We start from the raw sequence: 18,600 nt of genomic DNA on the forward strand, positions 1-18,600 counted from the left end.
CGATGCTGCTGTTTGCAGGTCTCGGCAATCCGGGCGCGAAATACGCTGACAACCGCCACAATGTCGGTTTCATGGCGGCGGACGCAATCGCCCGCCGCCATTCCTTTTCGCCTTGGTCGAAGAAATTCCAGGGCCTGATTTCCGAGGGCACGCTCGGCGGCGAAAAAATCGTCCTGATCAAGCCGCAGACCTTCATGAACCTGTCCGGCCAGTCGGTCGGCGAAGCACTGCGCTTCTACAAGCTCGAGCTTTCCGCGCTCACCGTCTTCTATGACGAGATCGACCTTGCCGAAGGCAAGCTGCGCATAAAGACTGGCGGCGGTGCCGGCGGCCATAACGGCATTCGCTCGATCGACGGCCATGTCGGCAACGCCTATCGCCGCGTACGCATCGGCGTCGGCCATCCCGGCGTCAAGGAAATGGTCCAGCACCATGTGCTCGGCGATTTCGACAAGGCCGACCGCGAATGGCTCGACCCGCTGCTCGACGCGATCGCCGACAACGCCGCCATGATCGCCAAGGGCGACGAGTCCGGCTTCATGAACAAGACCAGCCTCGCCGTCCAGGGCAAGGCCGGCTCGCAACCGGAAAAGCCGGCACCGAAGCAGCCGGCGCAGAAGCAGCAAAGTCACGTCCGCCAAGCACGGCCTCAACAGCCGGTGGTCAAGCTGCCGGAAAGCGGTCCAATGGCCGCCATGCTGAAGAAGCTGTTCGGCGGCAAGGACTGAGCATCAAGGGGACCGAAGGGCTTGACGTTGATCACCCCTATCGCCCATAGCCCTGATCAAATTTCTATTTTCCCGATAGGACCGAACAAAAATGGGTTTCAAATGCGGCATCGTTGGCTTGCCCAACGTCGGCAAGTCGACGCTTTTCAACGCGTTGACCAGAACGGCTGCGGCGCAAGCCGCCAACTATCCATTCTGCACCATCGAACCGAACACCGGCGAGGTGGCGGTGCCAGATCCGCGCCTGCAGAAGATCGCCGCGATCGCCAAGTCGAAGGAGATCATCCCGACCCGCATATCCTTCGTCGACATTGCCGGTCTGGTGCGCGGTGCCTCGAAGGGCGAAGGGCTGGGCAACCAGTTTCTCGCCAACATCCGTGAGGTCGACGCCATCGTGCATGTGCTGCGCTGCTTCGAGGATGACGACATCACCCATGTCGAGGGCCGCATCGACCCCGTCGCCGATGCCGAGACGGTCGAGACCGAGCTGATGCTCGCCGACCTCGACAGCCTCGAACGCCGCATCGTGCAATTCCGCAAGCGCGCCGGCAGCAAGGACAAGGAAGCGACGACCGTGCTGCCGCTGATGGAGGCAGCGCTCGAACTGCTGCAGGCCGGCAAGCCGACCCGCATTCTGCTCAAGGGTATTTCGCCCGAAGATTTGCGCATCCTGCAGGGCTTGAACCTTCTGACCTCGCATCCCGTGCTCTATGTCTGCAATGTCGCCGAGGCCGACGCCGCCACCGGCAACGAGCACACCAGTGCCGTGGAAAACATGGCCACCGCCCAAGGCGCCGGCACCGTGGTGATCTCGGCGGCGATCGAGGCGGAAGTCGCCCAGCTCTCCGACGAGGAAGAAATGGAATTCCTGTCGTCGCTGGGCCTCGACGAACCCGGCCTGAACAAGGTCATCCGCGCCGGCTACGACCTGTTGCATCTCATCACCTATTTCACCGCCGGGCCGAAGGAGACGCGCGCCTGGACCATCCATAAGGGCGACAAGGCGCCACAGGCCGCCGGTGTCATCCACACCGATTTCGAGCGCGGCTTCATCCGCGCCCAGACCATCTCCTACAACGACTTCGTCACACTGGGCGGCGAAGTGGCGGCCAAGGAAGCCGGCAAGGCGCGTGACGAAGGCAAGGAATATGTCGTCCAGGACGGCGACGTGCTGTTGTTCAAGTTCAACACCTGATGTGACGGATGTCACGCCGCCGTGGCGGCGTGATCAGCGCCCTCTCCGGCTAGCCCGGGAAAACCAGCTATTGCCCAACTACCCTCCGGCCACTCACCCAGACCGTGGCGATGTTGGCCCGCGCTGCGTTGAGCACGATCTTCTGGAATATCTCCTCAAGCGTATCGTCGGCCATGCCGATGTGGATGTTCGATGCCCTGGCGCTGGTGTCGATCAGCAGCGCGTCAAACTCATAGCCGACGCGAAAATTGCCCGTCGGCAGATCAAGTGCTTCCGCACCGCCGGCGGTCGCCAGCCAGAACGCCTCCTGGTGCGTGATGGGTTCGCCGGGCGCACCGCGTTGCTCCGGCGGCAGGCCGGCATGCACACCGCTTTGCAGCGTCCTCGACGCTGACAATGCATGTCGGCAGCCATCGAACAGTGACGGGCTGTAGCCTCCGGAAATGTCGGTTCCGAGCCCGACGTGCATGTGCCGGTCAAGTGCTGCGCGCAGCGGAAATGCGGCATTGGCGAAATAGAAATTGGACAGCGGGCAATGGGCAACAGCCGCGCCCCTCTCCTCTATGAGGTCCATATCCTGCTCATCGATGAAATTCGAATGCGCCAGGATCGTATGCCGGGTGAGCAGGCCGAAACCATCAAGGCTTGCCGCATCGGTGCGGCCGAAGCGCGTCTCGACGAACTGCTTTGCCCAGTCGCTCTCCGAGCAATGCGTCTGCACGTGGCAGCCGAATTCGGTTGCCAGCTCGCCGAGTCCTTGCAGCGCCGCATCCGTGCAGCTTGGGATGAAGCGCGGTGTGATCGCCGGCTGGACGAGCGGCCTGTCGCGCGGATCCAGCGACTTGACCGCCTCGATGAACCGTCTGGTGTCCGATACCGCGCTTGCCGCATCGGCATCGCGGTAGAAAGGTGGACACTGCTCTGGATCGTCCATCACCACCTTGCCGACGAGCGCGCGTTGACCCTTCTCAAGACAGGTCTCGGCAAGCGCCAGGCTCGCGTCAACATGGACCGTGGCGAAATAGAGCGCCGTGGTGGTTCCGTTGGCCAGCAGGTTATCGACCAGATCGGCATAGACCTCGCGGGCATAATCGACATCCGCATAGCGGGCTTCGAGCGGAAAGGTGTATTTCTGCAGCCAGACTTCGAGCGGCACATCCAGCGCCTTGCCCATCTGCGGCCATTGCGGCGCATGGATATGCAGGTCGATGAGACCGGGCAGCAGGAATTGGCCATTGGCAAGCTCAACAAGCGTGCCCGCCAGGCGGGCAGCGTTCTGCCTGACCTCGTACTCGCGATGATCCGGCGCCAGCATTTCCGCGATGCGCCCCTGTGCATCGACGCTGAACAGATGGTCCTTCAGCACCTCCAGCCTGCCGCGTTGGGGCGTGTGGAAGGCGGTGCCGAGCAGCGTGAAGGGTTCTCTCGTCATTGCGGCTCCGGTTTGGCTAACGGTCTGCTTGGCCTACAAAAAAACAGTTGGCAAATGTTGTGGCCGCTGTCCTTCGGCACCGACTGATCCCATGATCGAGCGGGAATTTCCAGAGGGGTCAGAAGGGGAACGGTACATGGAACGCGTTGCGTCAGAGATCACATTGATTGCCCAACCGGACGATCCGCTGCCATGGGGCAAGGCAGCGCTGCTCGGCCTCCAGCATGTACTGGCGATGGACGTCTACATCGTGCCGTTTATCATCGCATCGGTGCTCGCCTTCAGCGTCGGCGATGCCGGCGCCTTTATCCAGTCCGCATTCGTGGCCGCAGGCATTGCCACACTGATCCAGTCGCAGCTTTTGATGCGGCTGCCGGTCGTCCAGGGGCCGTCCTTCGTCCCGATCGGCGCGGTGCTGGCCATCGCCTTCGGAGCAGGCGGCGGCGTTGGCGGTCTCTCCGCCGTGGTCGGAGCGCTCATTCCGGGCGCCATACTGGTCATCCTGCTCGGTTCGCCGACAAGAATCTTCCATCGCCTCGTCAACCGCTTCGTACCGCCCATCGTCGGCGGTGCGATCATCATCGTCGTCGGCGTCGCCTTGATGCCGGTGGCGCTCAAGGAGAGCGTGTTCGCGGTCCACGGCACCGCCACGGTCGGCGGCAACATCGTCCTCGCTTTTATCGCCGCTGCCTTCCTCGTCGGCTGCATGCTGACCGGCATGGCACTTGGCGCGAAGGGCGCCTGGCTGCGCCTGCTGTCCGTGATCATCGCCCTGGTGGCAGGCAGCGTGGCCGCCGCCTTCATGGGCCAGTTGAACATGGCGGGCGTTGCGGACGCGACATGGTTTTCCATGCCGCGAATCGCCTTCCTCAATCTCGACGTGACGTTCTCGCTGTCGGCGACACTGACGATGCTGATCGTCTATATCGTCGTTCTCGCCGAAACCACCGGCACCTGGTTCGCCGTCGGCGCCGTCATCGACAAGCCGCTGTCGGACGAGCAGCTCGACAAGGGCGCGACAGGTGAAGGCCTCGGCTGCCTGGTCAGCGCGCTGCTGTGCAGCACCCCGGTGACCGGCTATTCGTCCAATGCCGGCATCATTGCCATCACCGGCATTGCCAGCCGCGCCGCCTTTGCCGCCGCCGGCATCTTCCTGGTGCTGTTCGGGCTGATCGGCAAGCTTTCGGCGGTCATCGCCTCGATACCGGGGCCTGTCATCGGCGGCGTTTTCGGCGTCCTCTGCGTCGTCATCGCCATGAACGGTTTCCGCGTCGTGCGCGGTACACCCCTGACCGAGCGCAACATGCTGGTCATCGGTCTGCCGATCCTGATGGCGCTGTTTGCCACGCTGGCGCCGCCGGATTTCGTCAAGACGCTCCCCGACCTCGTGCAGTACATCCTCGGCTCATCGATCGCCTTCGGCGCCGTCTGGGCCATCGTGCTGCACCAGATCCTGCCAAACTCCCGGTAGACGTATCCTAAGATGGCGGGCGGCAATGTGCCGTCCGCTATCTCTCTGCATCGTTGACAGCACTTGCCGTTGACCTGTTTTGCGGGCGGCATGGCCTGCCTTGACCTTGTCACATCACGGGTCTAATCGGCTGGGGCACGCGGTCGGCGCTTTCGGCGAAAGTGTCCGTCTCGTGCAATCCAACACGACGCGTCAATCCGAACGCACCCTTTGACCCCAGCAAGGGATATCAGGCGATGATCAAGGCCTTCGTCGTGGACAATGACCGCCTGCGCGTCGTCGACGATCTCCTGGCAAACAGCGAGACCATCGTCTGGGCGGACCTGTTCAACCCGACAAAGGAAGAGGAAGCGACGATCGAGAGCTGGCTCGGCGTTGCCATTCCGACGCGCGAGGAGATGGAGGAGATCGAGATTTCGAGCCGCCTCTATGTCGAGGACGGCGCCTACTTCATGACCGCCACCCTGCCCGCCCAGACCGAGGTCGACGATCCCTTGATGTCGCCGGTCACCTTCGTGCTCGCCGGCACAAGGCTGATCACGGTGCGCTACCACGAGCCGAAGGCCTTCAAGACCTTTCCGCAGCGCGCCGAGAAGGTGGCGACCGGCTGCACCAGCGGCGACACCATCCTGATCGGCTTGCTGGAGGCGATCGTCGACCGTCTCGCCGACATTCTGGAACGCGCCGGCCGCGACATCGAGGCGATCTCGCGCGATATATTCGAGGCGCGGTCGACCAAGGTTTCCAAGCGCAACCGTGATTTCCAGGAGTTGCTGAAAGCCATCGGCCGCAAGGAGGACATCGCGTCTTCGATCCGCGACAGCCTGATCTCTCTGCAGCGGCTGGCAGGCTTCTTCGCCCATGCCTCGACCCGCACCAAGATGAGCAAGGACACCAAGGCGCGCATCAAGACGCTGTCGCGCGATGTGCTGTCGCTCGCCGACCACGCCACCTTCCTGTCGCAGAAGATCTCCTTCCTGCTCGACGCCACCCTCGGCATGATCTCGATCGAGCAGAACGCCATCATCAAGATCTTCTCGGTCGCCGCCGTCATCTTCCTGCCGCCGACTTTGGTCGCCTCGATCTACGGCATGAATTTCGACGTCATCCCCGAGTTGAAATGGGAGCTTGGCTATCCCTTCGCCATCGCCATGATGGTGCTGTCGGCGATCCTGCCCTTCTGGTACTTCCGCCGCCGCGGCTGGCTCTGAGTGGCCCTGTCGATCGGCTGCCACAGGCTGGCGCAGTAGAAATCGCTTGACCAAACGAACGCCGGCCTGCATCCGGAAACCCCGATCCTGGGGATCGTGGGTCGACAAGCCGGATTCCAGACCATGACTGCAGAGATAAAAACATGGGCCTATGAGGACTTCATCGAGGGCGCATCGATCGACCTCGGCTCGAAGCTCGTGAGTGCCGCCGAGATCGTCGAATTCGCCGGAGAATTCGACCCGCAGCCGATGCATCTCGACGAGGAAGCCGGTAAGGCCAGCATCCTCGGCGGGCTGGCAGCGTCGGGCTGGCACACCTGCGCAATGTTCATGCGCATGCTGTGCGGTGCGTTCCTGCTGGACTCGACCTGCCAGGGCGCGCCCGGAGTCGATCAGGTCAAATGGAAGAAGCCGGTCCTGGCCGGCGACCAACTGACCGGCACCCTGATGGTTATTGCCAAGCGCCTGTCGAAATCGAAGCCGCAACTCGGCTTCGTCACCATGCGCAGCGAACTGTTCAACCAGCGTGGCGAAAGCGTCTTCGAGCTCGAGAACTCCGTCATGTTCCTCACGCGCGATGCCGCGGGGAGCCAAGCATGACACTGGACGAGTTCTTCCGTATCGGCACCACCGTCACGCTCGGCTCGCACTCATTCGAGCCCGAGGCGATCAAGGCCTTCGCCCGTAAGTACGACCCGCAAATCTTCCATATCGACGAGGAGGCCGCGAAGAAAAGTGTGCTCGGCGGCCTCTGCGCGTCCGGCTGGCACACGGCCGCGACCTGGATGAAACTCAATCTGGAAAACCGTATGGACGCCGAGATCGCTGCGTGGAGCGGTCCCGGTCCAGTGCCGGAATTCGGTCCCTCGCCCGGCTTCAAGAACCTGAAATGGCTGAAGCCGGTCTATGCCGGGCAAACCATCACCTTCACGCGCACCGCGCTGTCGCACCGCCCAATCGCCTCACGCCCCGGCTGGCGGCTGCTGGCGCTGCGTTCGGAAGCTTTCGATTCCACCGGCGACAAGGTGCTCGAGTTCGAAAGCGCCGTTCTGGTGAAGGCCGAGTAACGCCACTTTCCCTCTCCCTTCTTGTAGGAGAAGGGAGAGCACTCCTCAATGTCCTTCGAACCCTATCAGCGTTCTGACCGGCACACCGAGGGCTTCGAGCTTGGCGCGGCCGCCGAGGTCCGGCAGGTCGATGACAAAACAGGCAGCGAGGATGTCGGCGCCGATCTGGCGCAGAAGTTTGACCGCGGCTTCAGCCGTTCCGCCGGTGGCGATCAGATCGTCGACAAGGATCACCTTCTCGCCCGGAGCAACGCCGTCCTTGTGCATCTCCATCTCGTCCAGCCCATATTCCAGGCTATAGGCGACGCGCACCGTTTCGTAGGGCAGCTTGCCCTTCTTGCGGATCGGCACGAAACCGGCCGAGAGCTGATGGGCGACGGCGCCGCCAAGGATGAATCCACGTGCCTCGATGCCGGCGATCTTGTCGATCTTCTGGCCGGCATAGGGATGCACCAGTTCGTCGATGGCGCGGCGGAAGGCGCGCGCATTGCCGAGCAGCGTGGTGATGTCGCGAAACAGGATGCCGGGCTTGGGATAATCCGGAATGGTGCGGATCGCGGCGAGCAATGTGTCTTCGAGGGAGGATTTCATGGGTCGAGATTACCTGAAACGGACGTTCTTGCGCGACAATTGTTCGATCGAACTGCAGCCCATCAGCTTCATGCCGCGTTCGATCTCGACCCGCATCTGCTCAAGCGCCCGTTCGACGCCGGGCTGGCCTGCCGCCGCGAGCGGGAACAGATAGTAGCGTCCGACGCCGACGGCCTTGGCACCGAGCGACAGCGCCTTCAGCACATGGGTGCCGCGCTGCACGCCGCCATCCATGATGACGTCGATCCTGTCGCCAACGGCGTCGACGATCTCGGCAAGCTGATCGAACGCCGCCCGCGAGCCATCCAGCTGCCGCCCGCCATGGTTCGACAGCACAATGCCGCTGCAGCCGATGTCGACGGCGCGTCTTGCATCCTCCACCGATATGACGCCCTTGAGGCAGAACGGACCCGACCAAAGCTTGACCATCTCGGCCACGTCGTCCCACGTCATCGACGGGTCTAGCATCTCGGTGAAGTAGCGGCTGATCGACATCGTGCCGCCACCCATGTCGACATGCTCGTCGAGCTGCGGCAGCTTGAACCCCTCATGGGTGAAATAATTGATCGCCCAGGCCGGCTTGAGCGCGAACTGCGCCATTCCGGCGAGATTGAGCTTGAAGGGAATGGCAAAGCCGGTGCGTTTGTCGCGCTCGCGGTTTCCCCCGGTGATGCTGTCGACGGTCAGCATCATCACCTCGACGCCGACCGCCTTTGCGCGCTGCATCATCGCCCGGTTAAGACCTCGGTCCCGGTGGAAATAGAACTGGTAGACCTGTGGGCTGCTGCTGATGCCGCGCGCCTCCTCGAGGCTGACGGTGCCAAGCGAGGAGACGCCGAACATGGTGCCGTATTTGGCGGCGGCCCTGGCGACCGCGCGCTCACCCTGATGGTGGAACAGGCGCTGCAAGGCGGTCGGCGAGCAATAGAACGGCATCGCCAGCTTCTGGCCCATGACCGTCACCGACATGTCGACCTCGCTCACTCCGCGCAGCACGTTGGGAACAAGGTCGCAGGTCTCGAAGCTTTCGGTGTTGCGGCGATAGGTGACCTCATCGTCGGCCGCGCCGTCGATGTAGTTGAAGATCGGCCCGGGCAGCCGCTGCTGTGCCATCCGCCGGAAATCGGAAAAGTTGTGACAGTCGCTGAGCCGCATCATCGAATTCCAAAGGCCATGGCGGGACGAGCTTCTCGCCACCGTTCGATGCGTCGAATATCAACCTGATGCCGCCATGCCAACGGACTAATTGCCGAACTTTCGCTTGAGCACGAGCGTTAACAAAAAAGGAGCGCCTTAAGCGCCCCTTCCCGTCTAAATCCGGCTGACGAGGATTACATGCCGAGATTGGAACGAAGCTCGGCCCTGGCCACTTCATATTCAGCCTTGAAGTCGTCCCGGTTGAGCAGGACCGCGGCAATAACGCTGCCGGAAATCTTGCCCATCTCGACGTCGGACGCATAGTGGATGCCGCCGACCTCGCGGTTGTGGGCGTATTCGGCCGCACGCGCCATGATCTCGGCGCGCTTTTCCGGGACCATGTCGGACAGGATGATGCCCATCATCGTGCCTACGGTGGCATGGCCGGACGGCCAGGAACCGGAGCTCGACAGCTTGACCGCCGGCTTGACGAGATCGCTGAGCTGATGCGGGCGCGGGCGCTTCCAGACATCCTTGGCCGGGTCGACTACAGCCCCTTCGGTAGCCACCACGCGATCGAAGAAAGCGCTGAATTTCGGCAGCGTTTCCTTGTTGAATTTCGGCCCCATGACGTCGGCAAAGCGCCAGACATTCTCCTCGGCATCAGCCACCGCGCTGGCGACCATCTCCGGGGTGCGCGTCACCTGCAGCGTCAGCACCTCGCCGAGTTCGGCCTTGGTCTGCGCCGAATCGTTTGCCGGCGGCGGCGGCAGGATCATCGTCAGGTCGACGTCCTTGTTGGTGACGAAGGGCTGGGCGTCTTCCGCTTGCGCTGCCGAGCCGAGGATGAGCAGCAACAGGCCTGCCGCGAGCGATGCGTATCTTTTCATGAATGCGATCCTTTGATGAGAGCAGCACAGGATCGCCGGATGCGATGACGGCCATGTGACATGACCAGCCTCCGGAAATGCAAAAGGGCGCCTCTCGGCGCCCTTCGCGATCACTTGATTGTATGGCCTAGTGGGCCACGCCTTCCCACACCTTGCGCTTGGTGAGATAGACCAGCGCGCCGAACAAAAGCAGGAACACCAGAACGCGAAAACCGGTCTTCTTGCGGTCTTCCATATGCGGCTCGGCCGCCCACGCCAGGAAGGCGGAGACGTCGCGGGAATACTGGTCGACGGTCTGCGGCGCACCGTCATCATAGGTCACCTGGCCGTCGGAGAGCGGCTTGGGCATTTTCAGCGACACGCCGGACATGAAGTACGGATTGTAGTGGGTGCCTTCCGGGATCACCATGCCGGCCGGCGGCGTCTGGTCGTAGCCGGTCAGCAGCGAGTGGATATAGTCGGGACCGCCGGCATCGTATTGTGTGAAGATGTCGAAGACGAATTGCGGAAAGCCGCGCTCGACGCCGCGCGCCTTGGCCAGCAGCGACATGTCGGGCGGGGCAGCGCCGCCATTGGAAGCAGCAGCCGCTTCCTCATTGGCGAAGGGCGGCGGGAAATGGTCGGACGGCTTGCCGGGACGGTCGAACATGTCGCCGGCATCGTTGGGGCCGTCATGGATTGTGTACTCGGCCGACAGCGTCTTGATCTGCGCATCGGAATAGCCGAGGTCCGACAGCGTGCGGAACGCCACCAGGTTCATCGAATGGCAGGCCGAGCAGACTTCCTTGTAGACCTTGAGGCCGCGCTGCAACTGCGCCTTGTCGTAAGTGCCGAATGGGCCGGTGAAACTCCAGTCCATTTCCTTTGGCTCGTCGATCGGGAAATGCGTCGGATTGGCCACATTGTGTGCCTCTTCGGCGGCGATCGCCCGAGTGCCCGCGGCCCCAGCGGCGACCGCCACGAGGCCGATCAGCGCCAGCGAGGTGAGAATCTTTTTCATGCCAAATCCCCTTAGATTCTCTACCCGCTCAGCCTTTGGTTTCCGGAGCCGCCGTAGCGCCCGCCGGATGTCCGCTGCCGCCCTTGTTCTTCTCGAGCACCGCCTCGGTGATCGAGTTCGGCAGCCGTCGCGGCGTCTCGATCAGGCCGAGCACCGGCAGCGCGATCAGGAAGAAGGCGAAGTAGAACAATGTCGCCATCTGCGCCATGAACACATAGCTGCCTTCGGCCGGCTGCGAGCCCAGCCAGCCAAGCAGGATGGCATCGGCCACGAACAACCAGAAGAACAGCTTGTACCAGGGCCGGTAAACGGCCGAGCGTACCTTCGAAGTGTCGAGCCACGGCACCAGGAACAACATGACGATGGCGCCGAACATGCACAGCACGCCGCCGAGCTTGGAGTTGATCGGCCCGACATTGAAGGTGATGGCGCGCAGGATCGCGTAGAACGGCAGGAAGTACCATTCGGGCACGATGTGGGCCGGCGTCTTCAGCGGGTTGGCGACGATGTAGTTGTCGGGATGGCCGAGATAGTTCGGCAGGTAGAAGACGAAATAAGCGAAGAAGAACAGGAACACGATCATGCCGAACGCGTCCTTGATGGTCGCGTAGGGGGTGAAGGCGACAGTGTCGGTCTTCGACTTGACCTCGATACCCGTCGGGTTCGACTGGCCCACGACATGCAGCGCCCAGATGTGCAAAACGACGACGCCGGCAATCATGAACGGCAACAGATAGTGCAGCGCAAAGAAACGGTTCAGCGTCGGGTTGTCGACGGCAAAGCCGCCGAGCAGCAGCTGCTGAATCCAGTCGCCGACCAGCGGAATGGCGCTGAAGAAGCCGGTGATGACGGTGGCGCCCCAGAAGCTCATCTGGCCCCATGGCAGCACGTAGCCCATGAAACCGGTCGCCATCATCAGGAGATAGATGATGCAGCCGAGGATCCAGAGCAGTTCGCGCGGCGCCTTGTAGGAGCCGTAATAGAGGCCACGGAAGATGTGGATGTAGACGGCGACGAAGAAGAACGAGGCGCCGTTCGAATGCATGTAGCGCAGCAGCCAGCCGGAATTCACGTCGCGCATGATCTTCTCGACCGAGCCGAAGGCCAGATTGGTGTCAGCCGTGTAATGCATGGCCAGCACGATGCCGGTCAGGATCTGCGCCACCAGCATGATCGAAAGGATGCCGCCAAAGGTCCACGCATAGTTGAGGTTGCGCGGCACCGGATAGGCAACGAAGCTGTCATAGACCAGCCGCGGCAGCGGCATGCGGGCGTCGAACCAGCGTCCGAGACCGGTTTTGGGCGTATAGGTCGAGTGTCCCTCGCTCATCGAAATATCCCCTGCCTCAACCGATAAGGATCTTGGTATCGGAAATGAACTTGAATACCGGAACCGCCATGTTCTCAGGCGCCGGGCCTTTGCGGATGCGGCCGGCCGTATCGTATTGCGAACCGTGGCACGGGCAGAACCAGCCGCCGAAATCGCCTTCCTGGCCAAGCGGAATGCAGCCGAGATGCGTGCAGACCTGAACCATCACCATCCAGGCCTCCTTGCCGGGCGTGGTGCGATTGGCGTCGGTCGCCGGCGCATCGGACGGCAGATTGGCGTTGCGGGCGATCGGATCCTTGAGATCGGCGAGATTGACAGCCTCGCCGTCCTTCATTTCCTGTTCGGTGCGGTTGCGGACCACGACCGGCTTGCCGCGCCACTTGACGATCAGCGACATGCCCGGCGTCAGCGAGGCGACGTCGACTTCGACGGAAGCGAGCGCCAGCGTCGAGGCATCGGGGCGCATCTGGTCGATGAACGGCCACGCGAAAGCACCCGCGCCGACCACTGCGGCCATGCCGGTGGCGACGTAGAGAAAATCACGACGGTTGGGATCCTGGGTGTCGGTTGCGCTCACGGGTGCCTGATCCTTTCGCCTCTTCCGTGCCGGTGGCTGAGCCTTGTTCCCCGCTCAATTACGCCAACCCGACAGCGCATGGCGAACAGGCTTGCGAATTCCTCCGGCATTTGGACTTCGGTTTATGCGTGAAGCCCGTTTTTGTCCAGACGGGTGAAGGCACAAGGGCAGATTGTCGCGGGCGTTCCGCACAGCGATGAATTTGACGTGCTTGGCTAAATGTAGCAATATGTCTACATCTACTCGACGGAGGTGCTGAAATGAACATCTCAACGAAGACGATCACCATCATGTCGAGCCGTGAATTCAACCAGGACACGGCGCTTGCGAAGCGGGCTGCCAGGAACGGACCGGTTATCATCACCGATCGCGGCAAGCCTTCCCATGTGCTGATTTCGATGGAGGAATACGAGCGGTTGGAGAAGAAGCCGAGAAGCCTCGCGGACGCGATTGCCGACGATCGCCCCGAAGCAGACTTCGACTGGGAACCACCTCGCCTGGAAGGACCGTTTTTCAAGATTCCCGATCTCGACTGATGTTTATTCTCGACACCAATGTCGTTTCGAATCTGCGTCGTCGGGACAAGGCCGATCGCAACGTTTTAGCCTGGTCTGAGACCCACGACGTCGCCAGCTTTTTCATGTCGGTGATTTCGATCCTGGAACTCGAAATCGGAACACTGTTGTTGTCGAGGAAGGACACCCGCCAGGCCGCCATGTACCGTGAGTGGTTGGATCAAATACTAATTCCACAGTTCGACGACCGGATACTGAGCATAGACACGGCCGTTGTCGTGCGTTGCGCAAACCTCCACGTTCCTGACCCTAAGCCGGAACGCGATGCTCTCATTGCCGCCAGCGCGCTTGTCAATAATTTGACAGTCGTGACACGCAATACCAAGGATTTTGAGGGCACCGGGGTGAAGCTTTTCAATCCCTGGATACCCGCGAAGGGCTAGATAGCCAGGGCACAAATCATAGACCGCGACACCTGGTCTGTTCGCTCCGACCATTGGAAGGGCGAATTGCAATGTGGCGCCTACGGCTCTCCTGCCTGATCTTCAACTATCTGCCTGGCGTCGGAGGCGGCCCCGCCTGCATACACATCCCTACGCTGAGATCTTCATCATTCGCCAGGGCACCGGCCTGTTCACCGTCGGCGACCAGGAGATCGAGGCATCCGCCGGCCAGATCCTGATCGTGCCGCCCAATACGCCGCACAAATTCACCAATCTCGGCCCAGGCCCGCTGGAGACGACCGACATCCACGAGAATGGCAGCTTCATCACCGAATGGCTTGAGTAGACCATGATCCCGAAAAGTGGGAACCGGTTTTCGGAATAAGATCATGGTCCAACAAAAGAGAGTTATTTCGCGCCGAGCCTGGCCAGCACCGCTTTCGGGATGTTGTATTCACGAATGACGGTATCGTGCTTGCGCAAGCCGCACAGCTCGCGCTGGATGAAATAGCCATGCACCGCCTCGGCGGCATCCTTGAGCAGCCGGGGGCGCAGTTGCTCGTCGGCATTGTCGCGCAGCCTGGCCAACGTTTCCTCTACCCGCTGGCCGGCGCGGCCAAGTGCTGCCGCCTTTTCCGCCAATATTTCATGGCCGAGCGCGTCGAAGGCGGCTTCCGCGGACGAGGCGCCGGCTAGATGAGATGGCGGACGCAAGGACATTTCAGCTTCCTTTCCCGAAGACCATGCGGTGTGTGACGAATTCTTCGCCTTCCACGCGCTGAAAGCCAAGCCGTTCGTAGAAACCGAAGGCTTCTTGCGGCGCGCGGGTGTTCAGCACGGCGAAATGGTGACGTGCCCTGTCGATAACGGTCTCGACCAGCATCCGGCCAAGACCGTTGCGACGGTGGCGCGCACTGACGAACAGGTGCCGGACCCGGCCGTGGCCCCTGGCCTCGAAATAGGGATCGATGTTCAGCCCGCACACGCCGGCGAGTTCCCGGCCATTCCAGGCTCCGTAGAGTGCCTCGCCGCGCTTCAAGAACTTGTTGCGGCCGCTAGCCCAGCCATCCGCCAGGCGCACCAGCATCCAGTAGCCCCCAAACCGGCTTTCCTGCTTCAGCGCGTCGAAGGCCGGCGTGGTTGGCCGGAGCCGCTTGAGCACATAGCTCACTCCGGGGCCGATCTCTGGAATTACCTCTGCCGATCCAACCATGCCCTACTCCGCAGGCCGCGTCTCTTCGAGCACGCTGTCCTCGTGATAGAGAAAACCGCCGGACTGCCGCTTCCACAGCCGCGCATAGAGCCCGTCGAGCGCCACCAGCTGGTCATGCGTGCCTTGCTCGACGATGCGGCCGCCGTCGAGCACCACCAGCCGGTCGAGTGCTGCGATCGTCGACAGCCGGTGGGCGATGGCGATGACCGTCTTGTTCTCCATCAGCCGCGTCAGATTCTCCTGGATTGCCGCCTCGATATCCGAATCGAGCGCCGAGGTCGCCTCGTCGAGGATCAGGATCGGCGCGTCCTTCAGGAAGACACGGGCGATCGCCACGCGCTGGCGCTGGCCGCCCGACAGTTTGACGCCGCGCTCGCCGACAAAGGCCTCGTAGCCGGCGCGGTCCCTGTTGTCGCGCAAGGTCAGGATGAACTCGTGCGCTTCGGCCTTTTTCGCCGCCGCGATCACCTCCGCATCGGTCGCGTCAGGCATGCCGAGCTTGATGTTGTCGCGCAGCGAACGGTGGAACAGCGCCGTGTCCTGGCTGACGACGCCGATATTGGCGCGCAGCGAATTTTGCGTGACTTTGGCGGCATCCTGGCCATCGATGGTGATCGACCCGCTCTCCAGATCGTAGAGCCGCAGGATCAGATTGGCGAGGGTCGTCTTGCCCGCGCCAGACGGTCCGACCAGCCCGACCTTCTCGCCCGGCTTGACGACAAGGTCGATGCCGTTCAGTACGCCGAAACCTTTGCCGTAATGGAACTCGACGTTCTTCACCTCGATACGCCCGCCTGCCACCACGAGTTCCTTGGCGTCGGGCGCATCCGTGAGGCCGAGCGGCTGCGAAATCAGCGCCTTGGAGTTCTCCAGCACGCCGAGGTTTCGCAAGATGCTGTTGAGCTGCATCATCAGCCGGCCAAGCAGCATATTGAGCCGCAGCACCAGCGACAGGGTGAAGGCGACAGCGCCGACGGTGATCGAGCCCTCGACCCAGAGATAGACGGCAAAACAGCCGATCGCCGTGATCATGATGCCCGACAGCGTCGTCAGCGCCATGCGCACGCCGGTCAGCCGGCGGGTGAACGGGCGCAATGCGTCGAGGTAGATGTCGAAACCGTTCCTGATGTAGCGGTCGTCGCCATCGGCCGAGAACAGTTTCAGCGTCTGCACGTTGGAATAGGAATCGACAATGCGGCCGGTGATCATCGAGCCGGCCTCGGCTGTTTCCTCGGCATGCTTGCGGATTGCCGGCAGATAGAGCTTGGCCAGCCAAGCGAAAGCGGAAATCCAGATCACCACCAGCACCGCCAGCCTGAGATCGAGGCCTGCGACCAGCGCCAGCGTCGTCACCGTATAGACGATCATGAACCAGACGACCTCGATGAAGCTTTCCATCAGGTCGCCGGTGGCCTGGCCCGCCTGCCAGACCTTTGTTGCGATGCGGCCGGCGAAATCGTTCTGGAAGAAGGCGTAGGACTGGCGCGAGACATGCCGGTGCGCCTGCCAGCGCACCAGATTGTAGAAGCCGGGCGTGATCGTCTGTTCGTCGACCAGCGCCGAAAGGCCGACGACGACGGTGCGGATGACCAGCACCACCACGGCCATGAAAACCAGTTCAGGGCCTGCGGCGGCCCACAGTGCGTGCCAACTGCGCTCGGCGGGAAGCTGGTCGAGAATATCGACCAGCCGCCCGACGAAGTAGAACAGGCCGGCCTCGACCAGCGGCGCGATGCCGCCGATGACCAGCATGGCGAAGAAGGCGAACTTCGCCTGGCCGACATAGTGCCAGAGAAAGCCGCCGACGCTGGTCGGTGGCCGAAGATTCGCTGGCTCCCTGAACGGATAGACCCAGTTCTCGAACCAGCGATAGACGGCTGTCATCATGCGGCGGCCATCATTCTGCGGCTTGCCCCTTTGCAAGTGCGTCGTTGGCGGCGTCGGCGGGACCGTCCTCAAGCAGGAACCCGCCCGACTGGCGCTGCCAGAGCTGCGCGTAGAGCCCGCCCTTGGCGACGAGTTCCTCGTGCGAACCTTCCTCGATGACACGACCCTTGTCCATCACCACCAGCCTGTCCATCGCCGCGATGGTCGACAGCCGGTGCGCTATGGCGATGACGGTTTTGCCTTGCATGAGCTTGTAGAGATTCTCTTGGATCGCCGCCTCGGCTTCGGAATCAAGCGCCGAAGTCGCTTCGTCAAGGATAAGTATAGGTGCGTCCTTCAACATAACGCGAGCAATGGCGACGCGTTGCCGCTGGCCGCCGGACAATTTGACGCCGCGGTCCCCGACATGGGCATCGAAGCCCTTGCGGCCGCTGGCATCCGAAAGCCCTGATATGAAGTCCAGCGCCTCGGCGCGGCGCGCCGCCTCGACAAGCATCTCGTCGGTGGCATCGGGCCGGCCATAGAGGATGTTCTCGCGCACCGAACGATGCAGCAGCGAGGTGTCCTGCGTGACCATGCCGATCTGCGCACGCAGCGAATCCTGCTTCACACCGGCGATCTCCTGGCCATCGATCAGAATCCGGCCGGCTTCGAGGTCGTAGAAGCGCAGCAACAGGTTGACCAGCGTCGACTTGCCGGCGCCGGAACGGCCGACGATGCCGACCTTTTCGCCCGGCTTCACCGCCAGCGACAGGCCTTCGATCACCCCCTTCTGCTTGCCGTAGTGGAAGCGGATGTCCTCGAAGCGGATCTCACCCCTGGAAACGCTGATCTCCTTCGCGTCCGGCCTGTCCTCGACAAGGCGCGGCAGCGAGATCGAGGCGATGCCGTCCTGCACCGTGCCGATGTTCTCGAACAGGCCCGACATTTCCCACATGATCCATTGCGACATCCCCCACATCCTGAGCACAAGGCCGATGACCACGGCGACCGCGCCGATCGTCACTGCTTGCCCCAGCCACAGCCACAACGCCATCGCGGTGACAGAGAACAGGAGCAATGCATTCAGGATGTAAAGCGAGCCAAAAAGCACTGTCACCAGCCGCATCGACCGGTAGACCGTTTCGAGAAAGCCGGACATGCCGTCTTTGGCGAATGACGCTTCGCGGCGTGCATGGCTGAACAGCTTGACCGTCTGGATGTTGGAGTAGCTGTCGACGACACGGCCCGTCATGATCGAGCGCGCATTGGCCTGTTCCTCGCCAACCTTGCCCAGCCGGGGAATGAAAAACCGCAGCAAAAGGATATAGCCGACCAGCCAGACGCCGAGCGGCGCGGCCAGCCGCCAGTCGGCCGAGCCGACGATGAGCAGCATGCCGAGGAAATAGACGACAACGTAGTTCAGGACGTCGATCACCTTGATGACGCATTCGCGCACGGCGAGAGCCGTCTGCATCAGCTTGGTCGCGATGCGGCCGGCGAACTCGTCCTGGTAGAAACTCATCGACTGCTTGAGCAGATAGCGGTGCACCTGCCAGCGGATGCGCATGGGATAATTGCCCATCAGCGTCTGCTGGTTGAGAAACGAATGCAGCCATACCGTGCCCGGCAGCGCGAACAGCACGATGAAGGCCATGCCGGCGAGCTTCCAGGCTTCCGTCTGCAGGAAGGTTTCGCGATTCTGCCCCGACAGCCAGTCGACGATGCGGCCGAGGAAGCCGAACATCCATACTTCGGCAATCGCGATGGCCGTCACCAGCACCGCGTCGAAAAGGATATAGGGCCATGCGCCGCGCGTATAATGCAGGCAGAAGGCAACCAGCGTCTTGGGCGGCTCGACCGGTTCCGCTGCGGGGAACGGATCGAGCCTTTTTTCAAACCAGCTAAACAACAACATAGGTTATGCCTGTGAA

At 62.1% G+C, this 18,600-nt stretch carries 19 protein-coding genes and 1 pseudogene; 9 read left to right on the top strand and 11 right to left on the bottom strand.

Annotation, left to right across the window (positions count from 1 at the left end):
• Nucleotides 1-2 precede the first annotated feature (2 nt).
• Together pth and ychF are read left to right on the top strand one after the other, a co-directional pair.
• Nucleotides 3-728, top strand: a complete 726-nt coding sequence (gene pth / locus NKI21_RS06970; RefSeq protein ID WP_023809828.1) for an aminoacyl-tRNA hydrolase — start codon at nt 3-5, stop codon at nt 726-728.
• Nucleotides 729-819: 91 nt separating this feature from the next.
• Nucleotides 820-1,923: a redox-regulated ATPase YchF gene (gene ychF / locus NKI21_RS06975; protein ID WP_023809829.1), complete on the top strand. Its 1,104-nt coding sequence runs from the start codon at nt 820-822 to the stop codon at nt 1,921-1,923.
• Between the two features lie 67 nt (nt 1,924-1,990).
• On the opposite strand, the gene guaD is transcribed toward ychF, so the two are convergent.
• Nucleotides 1,991-3,355 (bottom strand): guanine deaminase, encoded by a 1,365-nt coding sequence (gene guaD, locus NKI21_RS06980; protein WP_023809830.1) that lies wholly within the window; start codon nt 3,353-3,355, stop codon nt 1,991-1,993.
• 136 nt (nt 3,356-3,491) lie between these two features.
• Here guaD and NKI21_RS06985 point away from each other — a divergent pair, with 136 nt between their 5' ends.
• The 4 genes from NKI21_RS06985 (at nt 3,492) to NKI21_RS07000 (ending at nt 7,104) form a co-directional block, all read left to right on the top strand.
• Nucleotides 3,492-4,826, top strand: a complete 1,335-nt coding sequence (locus tag NKI21_RS06985) for a uracil-xanthine permease family protein (protein WP_023809831.1) — start codon at nt 3,492-3,494, stop codon at nt 4,824-4,826.
• A 236-nt stretch (nt 4,827-5,062) separates the two neighbouring features.
• The gene (corA, locus tag NKI21_RS06990; protein WP_023809832.1) at nt 5,063-6,037 is read left to right on the top strand and encodes a magnesium/cobalt transporter CorA; all 975 of its coding nucleotides are present in this window, start codon (nt 5,063-5,065) and stop codon (nt 6,035-6,037) included.
• A gap of 123 nt (nt 6,038-6,160) precedes the next feature.
• The gene (locus NKI21_RS06995; RefSeq protein WP_352440375.1) at nt 6,161-6,637 is read left to right on the top strand and encodes a MaoC family dehydratase; all 477 of its coding nucleotides are present in this window, start codon (nt 6,161-6,163) and stop codon (nt 6,635-6,637) included.
• On the top strand, nt 6,634-7,104 hold the full coding sequence (locus NKI21_RS07000) for a MaoC family dehydratase (RefSeq protein WP_023809834.1): 471 nt from the start codon (nt 6,634-6,636) through the stop codon (nt 7,102-7,104). The genes NKI21_RS06995 and NKI21_RS07000 overlap by 4 nt, the downstream gene beginning before the upstream one ends.
• Nucleotides 7,105-7,149: 45 nt before the next feature.
• Here NKI21_RS07000 and NKI21_RS07005 read toward each other — a convergent pair whose 3' ends face one another.
• The 6 genes from NKI21_RS07005 to petA form a co-directional block, all read right to left on the bottom strand.
• On the bottom strand, nt 7,150-7,695 hold the full coding sequence (locus tag NKI21_RS07005) for an adenine phosphoribosyltransferase (RefSeq protein ID WP_013529989.1): 546 nt from the start codon (nt 7,693-7,695) through the stop codon (nt 7,150-7,152).
• Nucleotides 7,696-7,704: 9 nt separating this feature from the next.
• Complete coding sequence (locus NKI21_RS07010; RefSeq protein WP_023809835.1) at nt 7,705-8,850, bottom strand: alpha-hydroxy acid oxidase; 1,146 nt, start codon at nt 8,848-8,850, stop codon at nt 7,705-7,707.
• 176 nt (nt 8,851-9,026) lie between these two features.
• A complete protein-coding gene (locus tag NKI21_RS07015; RefSeq protein ID WP_352440374.1) occupies nt 9,027-9,722 on the bottom strand; it encodes an acid phosphatase in 696 nt (231 codons plus the stop codon).
• A gap of 127 nt (nt 9,723-9,849) precedes the next feature.
• Nucleotides 9,850-10,722, bottom strand: a complete 873-nt coding sequence (locus NKI21_RS07020; protein WP_023809837.1) for a cytochrome c1 — start codon at nt 10,720-10,722, stop codon at nt 9,850-9,852.
• A gap of 28 nt (nt 10,723-10,750) precedes the next feature.
• Nucleotides 10,751-12,052: a cytochrome b gene (locus NKI21_RS07025; RefSeq protein ID WP_013529985.1), complete on the bottom strand. Its 1,302-nt coding sequence runs from the start codon at nt 12,050-12,052 to the stop codon at nt 10,751-10,753.
• Between the two features lie 16 nt (nt 12,053-12,068).
• A complete protein-coding gene (gene petA, locus NKI21_RS07030) occupies nt 12,069-12,629 on the bottom strand; it encodes a ubiquinol-cytochrome c reductase iron-sulfur subunit (RefSeq protein ID WP_023809838.1) in 561 nt (186 codons plus the stop codon).
• Between the two features lie 260 nt (nt 12,630-12,889).
• Here petA and NKI21_RS07035 point away from each other — a divergent pair, with 260 nt between their 5' ends.
• From NKI21_RS07035 to NKI21_RS07045, 3 genes and pseudogenes are all read left to right on the top strand, one after another.
• A complete protein-coding gene (locus NKI21_RS07035) occupies nt 12,890-13,165 on the top strand; it encodes a type II toxin-antitoxin system Phd/YefM family antitoxin (RefSeq protein ID WP_031212730.1) in 276 nt (91 codons plus the stop codon).
• A complete protein-coding gene (locus tag NKI21_RS07040; protein ID WP_023809840.1) occupies nt 13,165-13,587 on the top strand; it encodes a type II toxin-antitoxin system VapC family toxin in 423 nt (140 codons plus the stop codon). Before NKI21_RS07035 ends, NKI21_RS07040 begins: the two co-directional genes overlap by 1 nt.
• Nucleotides 13,588-13,933, top strand: a pseudogene (locus NKI21_RS07045) (cupin domain-containing protein). It begins immediately after the preceding gene.
• A gap of 62 nt (nt 13,934-13,995) precedes the next feature.
• Here NKI21_RS07045 and NKI21_RS07050 read toward each other — a convergent pair.
• Genes NKI21_RS07050 through NKI21_RS07065 form a run of 4 tightly spaced genes read right to left on the bottom strand, consistent with a single transcriptional unit; the run spans nt 13,996 to nt 18,584 of the window.
• Nucleotides 13,996-14,307, bottom strand: coding sequence for a DUF6665 family protein (locus NKI21_RS07050; RefSeq protein ID WP_023809841.1), 312 nt, complete (start codon nt 14,305-14,307; stop codon nt 13,996-13,998).
• Nucleotide 14,308: 1 nt separating this feature from the next.
• Entirely contained in the window at nt 14,309-14,800 is a 492-nt protein-coding gene (locus NKI21_RS07055) for a GNAT family N-acetyltransferase (protein WP_023809842.1), read from the bottom strand.
• Nucleotides 14,801-14,803: 3 nt separating this feature from the next.
• Nucleotides 14,804-16,687 carry an ABC transporter ATP-binding protein gene (locus NKI21_RS07060; protein WP_352440373.1) on the bottom strand — a complete coding sequence of 628 codons (1,884 nt, stop codon included), beginning with the start codon at nt 16,685-16,687 and terminating at the stop codon, nt 14,804-14,806.
• Between the two features lie 10 nt (nt 16,688-16,697).
• Nucleotides 16,698-18,584 carry an ABC transporter ATP-binding protein gene (locus NKI21_RS07065; RefSeq protein WP_352440372.1) on the bottom strand — a complete coding sequence of 629 codons (1,887 nt, stop codon included), beginning with the start codon at nt 18,582-18,584 and terminating at the stop codon, nt 16,698-16,700.
• Between the last annotated feature and the right edge of the window lie 16 nt (nt 18,585-18,600).

The sequence above is a fragment of the Mesorhizobium sp. M0715 genome, assembly GCF_040320355.1.
Lineage (GTDB): Bacteria > Pseudomonadota > Alphaproteobacteria > Rhizobiales > Rhizobiaceae > Mesorhizobium.